16 protein-coding genes and 2 pseudogenes are annotated in these 15,106 nt (G+C 67.1%); 13 read left to right on the forward strand and 5 right to left on the reverse strand.

Going from position 1 to position 15,106, the window contains the following annotated elements; translation table 11 throughout:
- Window position 1: 1 nt before the first annotated feature.
- From RIA72_RS07860 to RIA72_RS07880, 5 genes are all read left to right on the forward strand, one after another.
- Window positions 2-334 carry a DUF736 domain-containing protein gene (locus RIA72_RS07860; protein ID WP_053555708.1) on the forward strand — a complete coding sequence of 111 codons (333 nt, stop codon included), beginning with the start codon at window positions 2-4 and terminating at the stop codon, window positions 332-334.
- Between the two features lie 3 nt (window positions 335-337).
- Window positions 338-1,087, forward strand: coding sequence for a lytic transglycosylase domain-containing protein (locus RIA72_RS07865; protein ID WP_083455511.1), 750 nt, complete (start codon window positions 338-340; stop codon window positions 1,085-1,087).
- Window positions 1,088-1,426: 339 nt separating this feature from the next.
- On the forward strand, window positions 1,427-3,064 hold the full coding sequence (locus RIA72_RS07870; protein WP_502957945.1) for a relaxase/mobilization nuclease domain-containing protein: 1,638 nt from the start codon (window positions 1,427-1,429) through the stop codon (window positions 3,062-3,064).
- A gap of 28 nt (window positions 3,065-3,092) precedes the next feature.
- Window positions 3,093-5,141, forward strand: a complete 2,049-nt coding sequence (locus RIA72_RS07875; RefSeq protein ID WP_053555706.1) for a conjugal transfer protein TraG — start codon at window positions 3,093-3,095, stop codon at window positions 5,139-5,141.
- Entirely contained in the window at window positions 5,138-5,578 is a 441-nt protein-coding gene (locus tag RIA72_RS07880) for a ribbon-helix-helix protein, CopG family (protein WP_053555705.1), read from the forward strand. The genes RIA72_RS07875 and RIA72_RS07880 overlap by 4 nt, the downstream gene beginning before the upstream one ends.
- Here RIA72_RS07880 and RIA72_RS07885 read toward each other — a convergent pair.
- From RIA72_RS07885 to RIA72_RS07905, 5 genes and pseudogenes are all read right to left on the reverse strand, one after another.
- On the reverse strand, window positions 5,554-5,934 hold the full coding sequence (locus RIA72_RS07885) for a winged helix DNA-binding protein (protein ID WP_350031824.1): 381 nt from the start codon (window positions 5,932-5,934) through the stop codon (window positions 5,554-5,556). The two genes, RIA72_RS07880 and RIA72_RS07885, sit on opposite strands and share 25 nt — an antisense overlap.
- 114 nt (window positions 5,935-6,048) lie before the next feature.
- Window positions 6,049-6,354: pseudogene (locus tag RIA72_RS07890) on the reverse strand (JAB domain-containing protein); the annotation flags it as partial.
- A gap of 137 nt (window positions 6,355-6,491) precedes the next feature.
- Window positions 6,492-6,965: a hypothetical protein gene (locus RIA72_RS07895; RefSeq protein WP_053555704.1), complete on the reverse strand. Its 474-nt coding sequence runs from the start codon at window positions 6,963-6,965 to the stop codon at window positions 6,492-6,494.
- A 41-nt stretch (window positions 6,966-7,006) separates the two neighbouring features.
- Complete coding sequence (locus RIA72_RS07900; protein WP_053555703.1) at window positions 7,007-7,339, reverse strand: hypothetical protein; 333 nt, start codon at window positions 7,337-7,339, stop codon at window positions 7,007-7,009.
- 61 nt (window positions 7,340-7,400) lie between these two features.
- Complete coding sequence (locus RIA72_RS07905; RefSeq protein ID WP_053555702.1) at window positions 7,401-7,919, reverse strand: LuxR C-terminal-related transcriptional regulator; 519 nt, start codon at window positions 7,917-7,919, stop codon at window positions 7,401-7,403.
- A 220-nt stretch (window positions 7,920-8,139) separates the two neighbouring features.
- Here RIA72_RS07905 and trbB point away from each other — a divergent pair, with 220 nt between their 5' ends.
- The 8 genes and pseudogenes from trbB to trbF all read left to right on the forward strand — a co-directional run bounded on the left by trbB (window position 8,140) and on the right by trbF (window position 15,091).
- Window positions 8,140-9,120 carry a P-type conjugative transfer ATPase TrbB gene (gene trbB / locus RIA72_RS07910; RefSeq protein ID WP_053555701.1) on the forward strand — a complete coding sequence of 327 codons (981 nt, stop codon included), beginning with the start codon at window positions 8,140-8,142 and terminating at the stop codon, window positions 9,118-9,120.
- The gene (locus RIA72_RS07915) at window positions 9,117-9,449 is read left to right on the forward strand and encodes a TrbC/VirB2 family type IV secretion system protein (RefSeq protein ID WP_053555700.1); all 333 of its coding nucleotides are present in this window, start codon (window positions 9,117-9,119) and stop codon (window positions 9,447-9,449) included. Before trbB ends, RIA72_RS07915 begins: the two co-directional genes overlap by 4 nt.
- Window positions 9,449-9,718: a VirB3 family type IV secretion system protein gene (locus RIA72_RS07920; RefSeq protein WP_053555699.1), complete on the forward strand. Its 270-nt coding sequence runs from the start codon at window positions 9,449-9,451 to the stop codon at window positions 9,716-9,718. The genes RIA72_RS07915 and RIA72_RS07920 overlap by 1 nt, the downstream gene beginning before the upstream one ends.
- Window positions 9,715-12,150 (forward strand): annotated as a pseudogene (gene trbE, locus RIA72_RS07925) (conjugal transfer protein TrbE). The gene RIA72_RS07920 and the pseudogene trbE overlap by 4 nt, the downstream one beginning before the upstream one ends.
- 6 nt (window positions 12,151-12,156) lie before the next feature.
- A complete protein-coding gene (gene trbJ, locus RIA72_RS07930; protein WP_053556395.1) occupies window positions 12,157-12,873 on the forward strand; it encodes a P-type conjugative transfer protein TrbJ in 717 nt (238 codons plus the stop codon).
- Between the two features lies 1 nt (window position 12,874).
- Window positions 12,875-13,126 carry a putative entry exclusion protein TrbK-alt gene (gene trbK-alt, locus RIA72_RS07935; RefSeq protein WP_053555697.1) on the forward strand — a complete coding sequence of 84 codons (252 nt, stop codon included), beginning with the start codon at window positions 12,875-12,877 and terminating at the stop codon, window positions 13,124-13,126.
- Window positions 13,123-14,403 carry a P-type conjugative transfer protein TrbL gene (gene trbL, locus RIA72_RS07940; protein ID WP_350031715.1) on the forward strand — a complete coding sequence of 427 codons (1,281 nt, stop codon included), beginning with the start codon at window positions 13,123-13,125 and terminating at the stop codon, window positions 14,401-14,403. The genes trbK-alt and trbL overlap by 4 nt, the downstream gene beginning before the upstream one ends.
- Before the next feature lie 4 nt (window positions 14,404-14,407).
- Window positions 14,408-15,091 (forward strand): conjugal transfer protein TrbF, encoded by a 684-nt coding sequence (trbF, locus tag RIA72_RS07945; protein ID WP_053556394.1) that lies wholly within the window; start codon window positions 14,408-14,410, stop codon window positions 15,089-15,091.
- Window positions 15,092-15,106 lie beyond the last annotated feature (15 nt).

The raw sequence follows: 15,106 nt of genomic DNA on the forward strand, positions 1-15,106 counted from the left end.
GATGCTCATCGGAACTTTCGAAATGTGCGGCGACGGCTATGCCGGCCGTCTGCGCACCCTCACCTGCGATGCCGTGATCACCATCGTTCGGGCGCAGCCGTCGGCGGCTGAAAATGCCCCCGAATGGCGGCTGCTCCTCGGCGACGCTGCAAGCGGAATCGAAATCGGTGCGGGCTGGAACCGCACCGGCGAGCGCGCCGGAGCGTTCATCGCCGTGCAGATCGACGACCCCGCCTTCGCGGTTCCGCTGCGCGCGAACCTGCTCCGCGCGTCGCAAAAGGATAGGGAACATCATCTGCTCTGGTCGCGCCCGTCGGCGCGCGAGCGGAGCTAGGCCATGGCGTACCGGCCGCGATCGTCCTGCACCGCCATTGCGCTCGCGCTGCGCTGCGCGGCAATCGGCTGCGCACTCGGGGCGTCGCTCGGCGGCGCATCCGTTGCCGTCGCCGCGCCGCCGGCCCGCGCCGATGTCCATCCTTATGCGGCATCGGTCGCCGAGGCGTCGCAGCGTTTCGGCATCCCCGAACGCTGGATCTGGCGCGTCATGCATGCCGAAAGCCGGGGCAACGCGCGCGCCGTCTCGCACGCCGGCGCGATGGGGCTCATGCAGATCATGCCCGCAACCTGGGCGATGTTGTCGGCGCGCCACGGACTGGGCGCCGACCCGTTCGATGTGCGTTCGAACATCCTTGCGGGCGCGGCCTATCTGCGCGCGATGTGGGATCGCTACCGCGATGTGCCGCTGATGCTCGCCGCCTATAATGCGGGGCCGGGCCGCGCCGACGCTTTTGCGTCCGGACGGCGCGGACTGCCTGCCGAAACGCGCGCCTATGTCGCGCGGATCGCGCCCGAGCTTGGCGCATCCGGCATTGCTTCGCGCGCCGCCGCGCCGCCTTCGGCCGCGCCGGGCTGGCAGCGATCGACGCTCTTTGCCGCGCGGGGCGATAACGCCTCTGTCGTCGAAGATCGCGCGCCGGCCGTCCCGGACTCGAACAGTCTGCCCGATAGTCCGACGACCGCCGCGCCAGCCACCGGCGCCGGGCGGCACCCGCTCTTCGTCCCGCTTTCCGGTCAGGACCGTCGATGATGGCCTCGCTCGCTCCGCCGCGTTCGTCTGCGCCTTTTAGGGTTGTTCCGACAAGGAAGGGCGGGATTGGCTGGGATGGAAAGGAAGTATGGCGAGATAAAAGGGCTGCCAGCCACTTGGTCGAAGAGGGGCGCAAATCAGCGGAAAATTCATATGGCTCGCAATTGCCTGGCCATATGATGTCGGACATTCCGAAGAAAATTCAGTGCTTTATGATATGGCAGGCCCGCCGTGAGCGGTGACGACGGTGAGTTCAAAATCCGGCCGGGAAGGGGGCGGGACCGCGGGGCCGGGGCATCGCGCCGGGGGCGGAGCCTTGCCGGGCAGGTGCGTCGCTCCATGGCGCGCAAGGGTTTCGCGCGCCGTCCGCCGGGGCCCGGCGGTAGCACCGGGCATCATGGCCGCGGCCGCCGCGCGCTCGCGCGGGCACGCTTTCGTGCCGACGGCCGCCGCGTCGTCATCAAGGCGCGGATCGTGCGCCACAAGGGCCAGCGCTTCCGCTCGGCGCCGCTCGCGCGCCATATCCAATATCTCGAACGCGACGGCGTCACCCGCGACGGGCGCGACGCCTCCATGTTCGACGCGGAGGAGGACCGCGCCGACCGCGCCGACTTTGCATCGCGCTGCGAGGATGATCGTCATCATTTCCGTTTCATCGTCAGTCCGGAAGATGCCGGGGAGATCGGCGACCTCAGGCGCTTCACCCGCGACCTCATGGCCGACATGGCAAAGGATCTCGAGACAGGGCTCGACTGGATCGCCGTCGATCACTGGAACACCGACAATCCGCACATCCATATCCTCGTGCGCGGCGTCGCGGACGACGGCCAGGATCTCGTCGTCGACCGCGGCTATATGAGCGAAGGACTGCGCTGGCGCGCCGAGGATCTCGCCACGCTCGAACTCGGACCGCGCAGCGCGCGCGACATCGCCGATGCGCTCGCGCGCGAGGTCGAGGCCGAGCGCTGGACGAGCCTCGACCGGACGCTCGAGCGGATGGCCGCCGAGGGGGCAGGCGAGATCAATCTTCGGCCGGATGGGCGGGCCGATGGGCATCATCATCGGCAGTTGCTTGGCCGGGCGGCGAAGCTCGAGGCGCTCGGTCTTGCCGAGCAGATCGAGTCCGGCATCTGGGTCATGCGCGGCGATGCCGAAGCCGTGCTGCGCGACCTCTCGGTTCGCGGCGACATCATCAAGACCATGCACCAGGCATTGACCCGCGATGGCGGCCGCTTCGACCCGTCGGTGCTCGCTCTCCACGGCGATGTGCCCACCGATCAGGTCATCGGCCGCCTCGTCGATCGCGGGCTTCACGATGAACTCGCCGGCAGCGCCTATGCGATTGTCGACGGCGCCGACGGGCGCACGCATCATCTGCGGTTCAGCGACATCGAGATGACCGGCGACGCGCGGCCCGGGGCCATCGTCGAGCTTCGATCCTGGGCCGACGCGAAGGGGCAGATGCGGCAGTCGCTCGTGACGCGATCGGACCTGCCGCTCGATGCACAGGTGACGGCGCCCGGCGCGACCTGGCTTGACCGTCAACTCGTCGCCCGCGAGCCGGCGGCGAGCCATCAAGGCTTCGGGCGCGAAATCCGCGATGCGATGGATGCGCGGTCGCGCCACCTCGCCGAGCAGGGACTGGCGAGCCGCCAGGGGCAGCGCGTCATTCTCGCGCAGGGTCTCATCGATACCTTGAACTCCAGCGATCTCGACGCGGCGTCCCGCGCGATCGCCGAGCGCACCGGCCTCGCGCACAGGCCCTCGGGAGCGGATGACCATGTAAGCGGCATCTACCGCGAACGCGTCACTTTGTCTTCGGGCCGCTTCGCGATGATCGACGACGGGCTCGGTTTCCAGCTCGTTCCCTGGCGCCCGGCGCTCGACAAGCATCTTGGCCAGCATGTCACCGGGACGATGACGCCGGGCGGAACGGTCGACTGGGCGCTCGGGCGCGGCAGGGGCATCGGGCTGTGAGGCCGGACATCCATCATGGGAGGCGAGCGTGAACGACAGGATTCTCTGGGGCCAGATTGCGGCCGTGTTTCTGATCGTCCTCCTGGCGGTCTGGGGCGCGACGCAATGGACGGCGGCGGCGCTCGCCTTCCAGCCCGAACTCGGCAAACCCTGGTTCCGCCTTGGCGATTATCCCGTCTATCCGCCGCCGGCCTTCTTCTGGTGGTGGTTCGCCTTCGACGCCTATGCGCCGCCGATCTTCTACAAGGGGGCGCTGATTGCAGCGTCGGGCGGGTTCGCCGCCATCATCGTCGCGATTGCCATGTCGGTATGGCGCGCCCGCGAACGGCAGAAGGCCGAGACCTATGGTTCGGCGCGATGGGCGGGCCGGCGCGAGATTCGTGCTGCCGGGATGCTCGGGGGCGAAGGGGTCGTGCTGGGCCGGTTCGGAAGCGACTATCTGAGGCATGACGGCGCCGAACATATTCTCTGTTTCGCACCGACACGGTCGGGCAAGGGCGTGGGGCTCGTCGTGCCCACTTTGCTCACCTGGCCGGGAAGTTGCATCGTCCATGACATCAAGGGCGAGAATTGGCAGCTCACCGCGGGCTTTCGCGCGCTGCACGGCCGCGTGCTGCTGTTCGATCCGACCAACGCCAGATCTTCAGCCTATAACCCCCTGCTCGAAGTGCGCCGCGGCGAATGGGAAGTGCGCGATGTCCAGAATGTCGCCGACGTGCTCGTCGACCCCGAGGGGAGCCTCGAGAAGCGCAACCATTGGGAGAAGACGAGCCATGCCCTGCTCGTCGGCGCTATCCTGCATGTGCTATACGCCGAGGAAGACAAGTCGCTCGCCGGCGTGGCAGCCTTTCTCTCCGATCCGCGGCGACCGATCGTCTCGACGCTGCGCCGCATGCAGACGACCCGGCATCTGGGGGACAAGGGCGTGCATCCCGTCGTCGCCGCGGCCGCGCAGGAGCTGCTCAACAAATCGGACAATGAACGCTCGGGCGTGCTTTCGACCGCCATGTCCTTCCTCGGCCTCTATCGCGATCCCGTCATCGCGGCGGTGACGGGCCGCTCCGAATGGCGGATTGCCGATCTGATGGCGGGGGATCGTCCGACCTCGCTCTATCTCGTCGTGCCGCCCGGCGACATCAGCCGCACCAAGCCGCTGATCCGCCTCATCCTCAACCAGATCGGGCGGCGGCTCACCGAGGAACTCAATCCCGGCGCGCGGCCGCGGCGCCTGCTCCTGATGCTCGATGAATTTCCGGCGCTGGGCCGCCTCGATTTCTTCGAAAGCGCGCTCGCCTTCATGGCGGGATACGGGATCAAGGCCTTCCTGATCGCCCAGTCGCTCAACCAGATCGAAAAGGCCTATGGGCAGAATAATGCGATCCTCGACAATTGCCATGTCCGGGTGAGCTTCGCGACCAACGACGAGCGCACCGCCAAGCGCATTTCCGATGCGCTCGGGACCGCGACCGAAATGCGAGCGATGAAAAATTATGCCGGTCACCGCCTTTCGCCCTGGCTCGGTCATCTCATGGTCTCGCGCACCGAAACCGCCCGCGCGCTGCTGACGCCGGGCGAAGTGATGCAGCTGCCGCCCGGCGAACAGATCGTCATGGCCGCCGGGGTGCTGCCGATCCGTGCTTCGAAGGCACGCTATTATGTCGACCCCCGGTTCATGAGCCGCATTCTCGCGCCGCCACCGCCTGCCCGGACGCCGAAACGGGCTGACGACGACTGGACGCCGCGGTCCGGGGAACCGGCGCCCGTCCTTCTGCTTCCCGGACCCGGGCCTGACGGACGCCGGGCACCGCCAGCCGAGGACGGCGACGCGAAGACGGGGGCGCCAGCCGAGGCGGGCGCAACCGCGGAAGAGGGGGCCAATTCGGAGATCCGGCGGGAGCCGGGCCTCGCCGACCATGAGAATGTGGCATCCGAACCCGTGCCCGAGGTCAACGAGTTCGATTTCGACCGCGGCGGCAAAGGGAGCAACGCGGCGCGCGACCGGCGCGCCATGGACCGGGCGATGCAGCGCAATGCCCGTATCGCATCGCTCGATCCGGGCGATGGAATCGACCTGTGAAAAGGCCCGCGGTCAAACGGACCTTCCGCCTCGATGCCGCGCTTTGCCGCGAGCTCGACGAACGGGCGCGCAGCCGGCGCATGACGCGAACCGATATCGTCGAAGCCGCGCTCGCATCCTTGCTCACACCCGATCAGGAGGAGCGGCTCGAGGCGGTGCTCGCCCGGCGCCTCGACCGCCTGTCGCGGCAGATCGAGCGGCTCGAATGGCATATCGAGCTGTCGAACGAGACCGCCGCGCTGTTCATCAGATCCTGGCTGACGAACAATCCGCCGCTCCCCGATGCGGCGCTGCAGGCGGCCCAGGCCACCGGCAAGAAGCGGTGGGAGGCTTTCGTCGACACGCTTGCGCGCCGGATGGAACTCGGGCCGAAATTTCAGGAGGAAGTGTCGCCGGGCAGGCCGTCCGGCACTCATTCCTCGCCGGCCGCGAAATAGGCGGTGAGCCGGTGCGCGACTTCGGGCGCCAGACGGATGAAATTTCGCCGTCCGTCGGCGGGATCGGACGTGCGGACCAGAAGCTCGGCCTCGCAGAGCCGCTGGACCAATCTCAGCGCGCTGCTCATCCCAAGCCCCGAAGCGATGCCGAGGCTACTCGTCGACACCGGTTTCGCCTCGCCTTCATGAATGAAGAGGTCGATGAGCATGTCCCACGCCGGCTCGCCGAACAACTCGTCATTGCCCAGAAGCTGCTTGCGCAGCAACCGCCGGCGCAAGGTCCGCCGCGCATTGGCGAGTGCGAGGCTGGCAACCTCTTTCTTCGTCTCGTCGCGATGGCTGTCCCCGAGGGTCAATGGCGGTCCCGGGCTCCCCTTCGGACGGGCTTTGCCGGCAGGCAGCTTCCGGTGCTCGCGCCGGGTGACGATAATATGGTCGATGAGTTCGATGTCGAGCGCCCGGCCGATGTCGCGCAGCTGTTCGGTCACGCGAATATCGCTGTCGCTCGGAGTCGGATCACCGCTTGGATGATTGTGAACCAGCAGGATAGCCGCCGCGTCCAGTTCGAACGCGCGCCGGAAAATGGTGCGCGGATAGAATGCCAGCTGCCGAACCGAGCCATGCTGCATTTGCTCGTCGGCGACGAGCCGGCGCGACGCGTCCAGAAACAGCACGCGAAGAATTTCCTCGGGCAGCGCCCCCATCGAGGCCTTGAGATATTCGATCAATTTCGGGCTGGAGGGTTCAATCACGCGACCGAGCAATTCGGCGCGCATGGCTTCGAGGCCGGCCTCGCGCGCGGCAAGCAAAAGGCCTATGACCGGACTCTTTTCGCCGAGTACCCGCGCGAGCGCCTCGGGTGACCGCGACCAGATGCGATCGAGACTATGAAACTCGGCAAGTAGCGTTTCGGCTATCGATTGGCTGTTCTCGGGATCGACCGACGCGACGAGATGTACCAGGACGGCTCGCTGTCGCCGCGCGCCAGACGTCGCTGGTGCCGCCAGGTTGCGAGGATGAGGATCGGCGGAACCAGCCAGGAACTCGCGACCTGCATCGTCAGATAGGCTGCGGGATGAATCTCCACATCGAGGAACCGGCTCGTGTGCGCGAGGAGCGGGAGTATATGGAGCACCGCGACGCACATGGGCCAGAAGCGATGCGCAAAAAGCGCGAGCAGGGTGGTCGCGGTCGCGCCGAACAGGTCGATCGCAAGATGCCCCGTGTCCAGCGATGCGAATTCGACCGGTACGAAAGCGTGGAGCATCTTGTCCGCTCCCACCATGGTCAGCGCGATCGCGGCCATCGCGCGTTCGGGTCCGCCCCCGCGCCAGGCGGCATAGCCAAGAGCAACCAGCAAGAAAGCGAGGAAAAATGCCATGCGCATCGCCCGAACCTTTCATGCTGGCTGCTCCCGGTCAATCGGAGTCAGGCGGCCGCCGGAAGATGCTCGGAAACCGCACCGGCGATCGCCGGGCATTCATGGAGGTCATAGCCCGCCGTCTCGCGTCCGATTTGCACGAGATCGCCATGGACGCGAAGAATGTCGCCGCTCACATCGACCAGCGCCATCTGCGCCTTAGCGAGCCGCCGGATCGTCGCATGGCCGCTGGTGGCCGGCACGCCGATGATATCGCGGCGTGCGGTCACGACACTTGTCGTCAGCGAGGATACCGCGATGAGGGCATCGTCGACCCTGCCTTCCGCAGCCGCGACGTCGCGCTCGAGACGAGCTGCTGCAAAACTGATTTCCTTGGACATGACTTCTCCTTTTCCGGAAAGCGGGGCGATCCGGCGATTGCTTGGGCACAAGTGAAAGGGATCAGCCGGAGATCAGCGTCGTCAGCGCCTGGGCGATGGCGAGCCCCGATAAGATGAGCAGGACCAGTGCGACCAGCATGGCCGCCATGATCAGCGCTCGCCTTGTCCGGGCATGGTCATGCCTCCAGAAATCCCTGAACGGCGGGCTGGCCTCCATCGGCCCGTCCGCCGCCAGGACACTGTCGTTCAGCGCCATCGCGTCGGCCGGGCCTCCGTCCGGGAAGTGGGATGGCACGAGCGTGGGTGGCGGCGGAAGGTCGATCGGATCGCATGTGATCCGGTCATAGGTCTGTTTGAGACGGGCATAGACGATCGCGGTCTCGTCGCGGTTCGCCGTCCCCAATATGTCGCGCGCCTTGGTCAGCCGGAGATCGACCGTGGGCTTGGCGATTCCGAGCTGCCGCGCGATCTGCTTCGAGGTCTGTCGCTCGATCAGGAGATCGAGACAGGCCCGCTGCTTGTCGGTGAGGCGCGCCCAGCGTTCGGCGTCCTCAAATGTGTGCGACCTCGAATCACTCATGTTCACACTCTTGTCAAAATTGCCTCCGGCACAAGCCCCGGGGGTGATTCGCGGGGGCGCGGCCGCTCGTTCGCGATGACGGCGCCTACGCCATAGCCTGTCTTTCAACGCCACGCTGCGACGCGCTCAAAAGCTTGTTGAATTGGGGCAATCCCTGCGTCTCTTACTCGGCCCCGTCGCACGGACACTCCGGTCCGGCGCCGCGAAACGGGGTCCTCCCATGGCAGCAGAACCGATCCGGCTCGAAGCGCGAAATCGCAGCGCGCGCATGTTGCAGACCGCATTCGGAGCGGCGATCGCCGGTTGGCTTGCCGACCCGCAAGTCGTCGAGATCATGCTCAATCCGGACGGCCGCCTCTGGGTCGACCGGCTCGGCGAGGGCATCGCGGACAGCGGTACATGTCTGAGCGCGGCGGATGGCGAACGCATCATCCGTCTCGTCGCGCATCATGTCGGCGCCGAAGTTCATGGCAGGAGTCCCCGCGTATCGGCCGAACTGCCTGGCGGCGGCGAACGGTTCGAAGGATTGCTGCCGCCCGTCGTGATCGCTCCGGCCTTCGCGATCCGCAAGCCGGCGGCAGCCGTTTTCACGCTCGACGACTATGTGGGCGCGCGCATCATGGCGCCAGCTGCCGCCGCCGCGCTGCGGCATGCGGTCGCCGGGCGGATGAACATTCTCGTCGCCGGCGGCACCGGAACCGGCAAGACGACGCTCGCCAACGCGCTGCTCGCCGAGATCGCCGGCACCGATGACCGGATCATCCTCATCGAGGATATTCGCGAGTTGCAGTGCGCCGCGCGCAATGTCGTCGCCATGCGCACCAAGGACGGGATTGCATCGCTCACCGACCTCGTGCGCTCGTCACTCCGCCTCCGGCCCGATCGCATTCCGATCGGCGAGGTGCGCGGCCCCGAAGCGCTCGATCTGCTGAAGGCCTGGGGGACGGGGCATCCGGGCGGGATCGGTACGATCCACGCCGGAAGCGCGCTCGGGGCGCTCCGCCGCATGGAGCAACTCATCCAGGAGGCGGTCGTCACCGCGCCGCGCGCGCTGCTTGCCGAAACCATCGACCTTGTTGCCGTCCTCGTCCGCGACGGGACCGGCCGGCGCCTGTCCGAACTGGCGCGGGTCGAAGGGCTCGATCCCGCCACCGGCGCATATCGCCTTGTCCCGCACCAACAAGAAGGAGAAAGCTCATGATCCGTGCCGCCCGGCATGGCGCCCGACGCGCCATGCTCACTTCGACCGCGATCGTCGTCGCGATGATCGCCGCTGTTCCGGCCCATGCGGGCGGCTCGTCAATGCCCTGGGAAGCGCCGCTCCAGTCGATCCTCGAGAGCATCGAGGGTCCGGTCGCCAAGATCGTCGCGGTGATCATCATCATCGTCACCGGCCTGAGCCTTGCCTTCGGCGATACCTCGGGCGGATTCCGCCGGCTGGTCCAGATCGTCTTCGGCCTGTCGATCGCCTTCGCGGCGTCGAGCTTTTTCCTCTCCTTCTTCTCCTTCGGCGGCGGGGCGCTCGTCTGATGGCACAGGAGGCCGACATTCCGGGTTTCTTCGCGCCGGTCCACCGCGCGCTCGCCGAGCCGATCCTGCTCGGCGGCGCGCCGCGCAGCCTTGCGATCGTCAACGGCACCCTCGCCGGCGCGATCGGGCTTGGCCTTCGGCTCTGGATCGCCGGCCTTGCCCTCTGGGCGATCGGCCATGCCCTTTCGGTTTGGGCGGCGCGGCACGACCCGCAGTTCGTCGACGTCGCCCGCCGCCACCTCAAATTTCCTGTCTGGATGCGCCCATGATGAACCTCGCCGAATATCGCACCAAATCCGCTTCCCTCGCCGACTATCTTCCCTGGGTGGCACTCGTCGCCGAGGGCGTCGTCCTCAACAAGGATGGCTCCTTCCAGCGCACTGCGCGCTTTCGCGGTCCCGACCTCGACAGCGCGACCCCGGCCGAACTCGTCTCGGTGACCGCGCGGCTCAACAATGCGCTGCGGCGGCTGGGCTCGGGGTGGGCGGTCTTCGTTGAGGCGCAGCGTGTTCCCGCGATATCCTATCCGGTCTCCGATTTCCCCGACGCCGTCTCGGCGCTGGTCGATGTCGAGCGCCGCGAGCAGTTCCGCGAGGAAGGCACGCATTTCGAAAGCTTCTATTATCTGACCCTGCTCTGGATGCCGCCCGCGGAAGAGGTCGCGCGTGCGGAAGCCTGGCTTTATGAGGGGCGCTCGGAGGCGGGAGTCGATCCCAAAGAACTGCTGAAAGGCTTTGTCGACCGCAGCGGGCGGCTCCTCCATCTGATCGAAGGCTTCGTTCCCGAGGCCGAATGGCTGGGCGACGGCGAGACACTCACCTATCTCCACAGCTGCGTCTCGACCAATCGGCAGCGCGTCCGCGTCCCCGAAACACCCGTCTACCTCGACGCGCTGCTGACCGACCAGCCGCTCGTCGGCGGGCTCGCGCCGCGGCTCGGCGAGCATCATCTCCGCACGCTGACGATCACCGGCTTTCCGACCGCGACCTGGCCGGGCCTGCTCGACGAGCTCAACCGGCTCGCTTTCGCCTATCGCTGGTCGACGCGCGCGATCATGCTCGACAAGACCGACGCGACGAAGCTGCTGACCAAAATCCGGCGGCAATAGTTCGCCAAGCGCAAATCGGTCGCCGCGATCCTCAAGGAAGTGATGACCAACGAGGCCTCGGTGCTCATGGACTCGGACGCCTCGAACAAGGCGGCCGACGCCGACATGGCTTTGCAGGAACTCGGCGCCGATCATGCGGGCATCGCCTATGTGACCGCGACGCTGACGGTGTGGGACAAGGATCCCGCCATCGCGGCCGAAAAGCTGCGGCTCGCCGAGAAGGTCATCCAGGGCCGCGATTTCACCTGTACCGTCGAGGGCATGAACGGGGTCGACGCCTGGCTCGGGAGCCTGCCCGGGCATGTTTATGCCAATGTCCGCCAGCCACCCATTTCAACGCTCAATCTCGCCCACCTCATACCCTTGTCAGCGGTGTGGGCGGGGGCGGAACGGGACGAGCATTTCGGTGATGCCCCCTTGCTCTATGGCAAGACCGAAGGCTCGACTCCGTTCCGCCTCACTCTTCATGTCGGCGACGTCGGCCACGGCCTCGTCGTCGGCCCGACAGGCGCCGGCAAGTCGGTGCTCCTCGCGCTGATGGCGTTGCAGTTCCGGCGCTATGAGCATGGCCAGATCTTCGCCTTCGATTTCGGCGGCTCGATCCGCGCCGCGACGCTCGCCATGGGCGGCGACTGGCAGGATCTGGGCGGTGCCTTGCAGGATGACGGCGGCGGCGTCGCGCTGCAGCCGCTCGCGCGCATCGATGAGGCGGGCGAACGCGCGTGGGCCGCTGAATGGCTGGCTGCGCTCCTCGCGGGCGAAGGCGTGGCGGTCGATCCGGCCGCGAAGGAGCATCTCTGGTCGGCGCTGACGTCGCTGGCCACCGCGCCGGTCGTGGAGCGGACGCTGACCGGGCTTGCGGTCCTCCTCCAGTCGCAGGAATTGAAGCAGGCACTGGCGCCCTATCTGGTCGGCGGACCCTGGGGACGGCTCCTCGATGCGGAGGTCGAACGCCTCGGCGACGCGCGTGTGCAGGCGCTCGAGACCGAGGGGCTCGTCGGCGCCGCTTCCGCTCCCGCGGTGCTCGCCTATCTCTTTCACCGCATCGGGCAGCGGCTCGATGGCTCGCCGACCCTGATCATCATCGACGAGGGCTGGCTTATCCTCGACAGCCCGGCCTTCGCCGCGCAGCTGCGCGAATGGCTGAAAACGCTGCGCAAGAAGAATGCGAGCGTCATCTTCGCGACGCAGAGCCTCGCCGATATCGAGAGCTCGAGCATCGCGCCCGCGATCATCGAGAGCTGTCCGACGCGCATCTTCCTCCCCAATGAACGCGCCGCCGAGCCGCAGATCGCGCGGGTCTATGAGCGCTTCGGCCTCAACGACCGGCAGATCGAGATATTGAGCCGCGCGACCCCGAAGCGCGACTATTATTGCCAGTCGCGGCGCGGGAACCGGCTGTTCGAACTGGGCCTCGGCGAGGTCGCGCTCGCCTTCACCGCCGCGTCTTCCAAGACCGACCAGATCCGCATCGGCGAACTCGTCGCCGAACATGGCGGTGATGGCTTTGCCGCCGCCTGGCTGCGTGAGCGCCGCCTCGACTGGGCGGCCGATCTCCTCGCCAATCTCGAATCTTCCACCCTGAAGGAGTGAATGACCATGAAGACGCCGATTTTCCATTGTGCCGCCGCGCTGCTCGTCACCGGGTTCGGCATCACGGCTGCGGCCGTGTCCGCCCCGGCCGCGGCCCAGGTGGGCGGGATCGTCCACGATCCCCGCAACTACGCCCAGAACATCCTGACCGCCGCGCGCACGCTCGAACAGATCAACAATCAGATCAAGCAGCTGCAGAATCAGGCGACGTCGCTGGCGAACGAGGCACGCAACCTGTCGGGCCTGCCCGTTTCGACGCTCGAGGAGCTGCAAGGTCAGGTCGACCGGACCCGCGCCCTGCTCGGCGAAGCGCAGCGGGTCGCTTTCGATGTCGGCGACATCCAGAAGGCGTTCGACGCGCGCTACAAGGGCGGCGCGCTGACGGGCACGCAGGCGGAAATGGTCGCCAATGCCGAAGCGCGCTGGAACGACAGCGTCGGTGCTTTCCAGGATGCGATGAAGGTCCAGGCGGGCGTCGTCGGCAATATGGGCGATGCGCGCCGCTCGATTACGACGCTGGTGACCGCGAGCCAGTCCGCGACCGGCGCCCTCCAGGCGGCACAGGCGGGCAATCAGCTGCTCGCGCTCCAGTCGCAGCAACTCGGCGATCTTGCCGCTGCGATCGCCGCGCAGGGGCGGGCGCAGATGCTCGATGCCGCCCGCGCGGCGGCTGCCGAAGCCGAAGGACGCGAGCGCTTCCGCCGCTTCCGCAAAGGCAATTGAGATGGGCCGGGCGGCCAGGATCGCCGGCGCGGCAGTGCTGGGCGGAATCGCCATGACGCTCGCGCTCGTCGCCGTGACCCTGCCGCCCGCGCCTCGTGCGTCCGCCCCCCAGGTCTCCGGGGCGGACGCACACCCGGCGCCGGACGATGGGCTTCGCCGCTGCCGGACCATCACGACGGCCGACCCCGATTGCGAAGCGGTATGGGAAGCGAAGCGTCGCCGGTTTTTCGGTGAGCGGAGGAACGAGCGATGAACGACACGGGCGTGATCGACCAATTTCTGTCGGTCTTTTCGACCTATATCGACAGCGGCTTCGGACTGCTCGGCGGCGAAGTCGGCTTCCTGTCGACGACGCTCATCGTCATCGACGTGACGATCGCGGCGCTGTTCTGGGCGTGGGGCGCCGACGAGGATGTCATGCAGCGGCTCGTCAAGAAGACGCTCTATATTGGCGTCTTCGCGTTCATCATCGGTAATTTCCAGAGCCTGGCGACGATCATGCTCGAAAGCTTTGCTGGCCTTGGGCTGAAGGCGAGCGGCGGCACCATGGCGATCGGCGACTTCATGCGCCCGGGCGTCATTGCGGCGACGGGCCTCGATGCCGCGGAGCCGCTTCTTGATGCGAGCAAGGACCTATTGGGGCCTATCGGGCTCTTCACCAACTTCGTGCAGATATTGATCCTGCTGATCGCCTGGGTGATCGTCGTCCTCGCTTTCTTCATCCTCGCGGTGCAGGTCTTCGTGACGATTCTCGAGTTCAAGCTCGTCACGCTCGCGGGCTTCGTTCTGATCCCCTTCGCCTTTTTCGGCCGCACCGCCTTCATGGCGGAGCGCGTCCTTGGCCATATCGTTTCCTCGGGCATCAAGGTGCTGGTGCTCGCCGTCATCACCGGGATCGGCACGACCCTCTTCGATCGCTTCATGGGTGCCCAGATTGGCGCCGAGCCCGACATCGAGCAGGTGATGGCGATCGCGCTTGGCGCGCTCACATTGCTGGGTCTCGGTATCTTCGGTCCTTCGATCGCCAATGGCATCGTCGCGGGCGGTCCCCAGCTCGGCGCAGGCGCTGCGGCCGGCACGGCCGTCGCCGCCGGCGCCACGCTCGCCGCAGGCGCGGCGGGTGCGACGCTGGCCACCGGTGCCGCCGCCACCTTTGCGCGCGGCGCTGCGGCTGGCGCTACCCGCACTGCGGGCAGCGCATCGGGCTCCTACGCCGCAGGCGCGGCCGGGAAGAGCGGGGCGCAGGCGGTCGGTGCGGGTCTCGCCAGTGTCGCGCGCTCGGCGGCGAGCGCTGCGGCGTCCCCGCTTCGGCGTGCCGCCGAGCGGACCCGCGAGCAATTTGCGGCCGGCCGCGCGGGTCAGGCGGCGAAGGCCGGGTCGGCACCTGCTGCCGGCACGCCGCCCGCGTGGGCGACCGCGATGCGGCAGCGGCAGGCGGTCGCGCAGGGCGCGATGGTCGGCGCGCAGACCCTGAAGGGCGGCGATAGCCACGGCGCTGGCTCCGCACCTGACATCAGCGAAAGGGATTGATATGATTTTCCGCAGGCCCTCCAATCATTATGGGATCTCGCCCGTCCCGGTCACGCCGCATCAGCGCGCGGGGCAGATCTGGGACGATCGCATCGGCTCGTCGCGCGTCCAGGCGAAGAATTGGCGGCTCGCCTTTTTCGGCACCCTGCTTCTGTCAGGCGGCCTCGCCTCGGCTCTGGTCTGGCAGTCGCTGCGCGGCACGATCACGCCCTGGGTGGTCGAGGTCGACAAGCTCGGCGAGGCAAGGGCCGTCGCGCCCGCAGACGCCGACTGGTCGCCGACCGATCCGCAAATCGCCTTCCATCTCGCACGCTTCATCGAGCATGTCCGGTCGATTCCGGCCGACCCGATCGTGCTGCGCAAGGACTGGCTCAGCGCCTATGATTTCACCACGGCGAGCGGCGCGCAGGCGCTAAATGAATATGCGAGGCTGAACGATCCCTTCGCGGAGATCGGCAAACGACAGGTCGCGGTCGATGTGTCGAGCGTGATCCGCGCCTCCAAGGACAGCTTTCGTATCGCCTGGACCGAGCGCCGCTATCAGGACGGCAGCCTTCTGGAGACGTCGCGCTGGTCGGCGATCGTCACCGTGACGGTTCAGCCGCCCCGTACCCCCGATGCTTTGCGGCGCAACCCGCTCGGCATTTTTGTCACCGCCATAAATTGGTCGAAGGAGCTCAGCCAGTGACGCGTTTTCTCGCTT

This window comes from Sphingopyxis sp. (assembly GCF_040216815.1).
Lineage (GTDB): Bacteria > Pseudomonadota > Alphaproteobacteria > Sphingomonadales > Sphingomonadaceae > Sphingopyxis.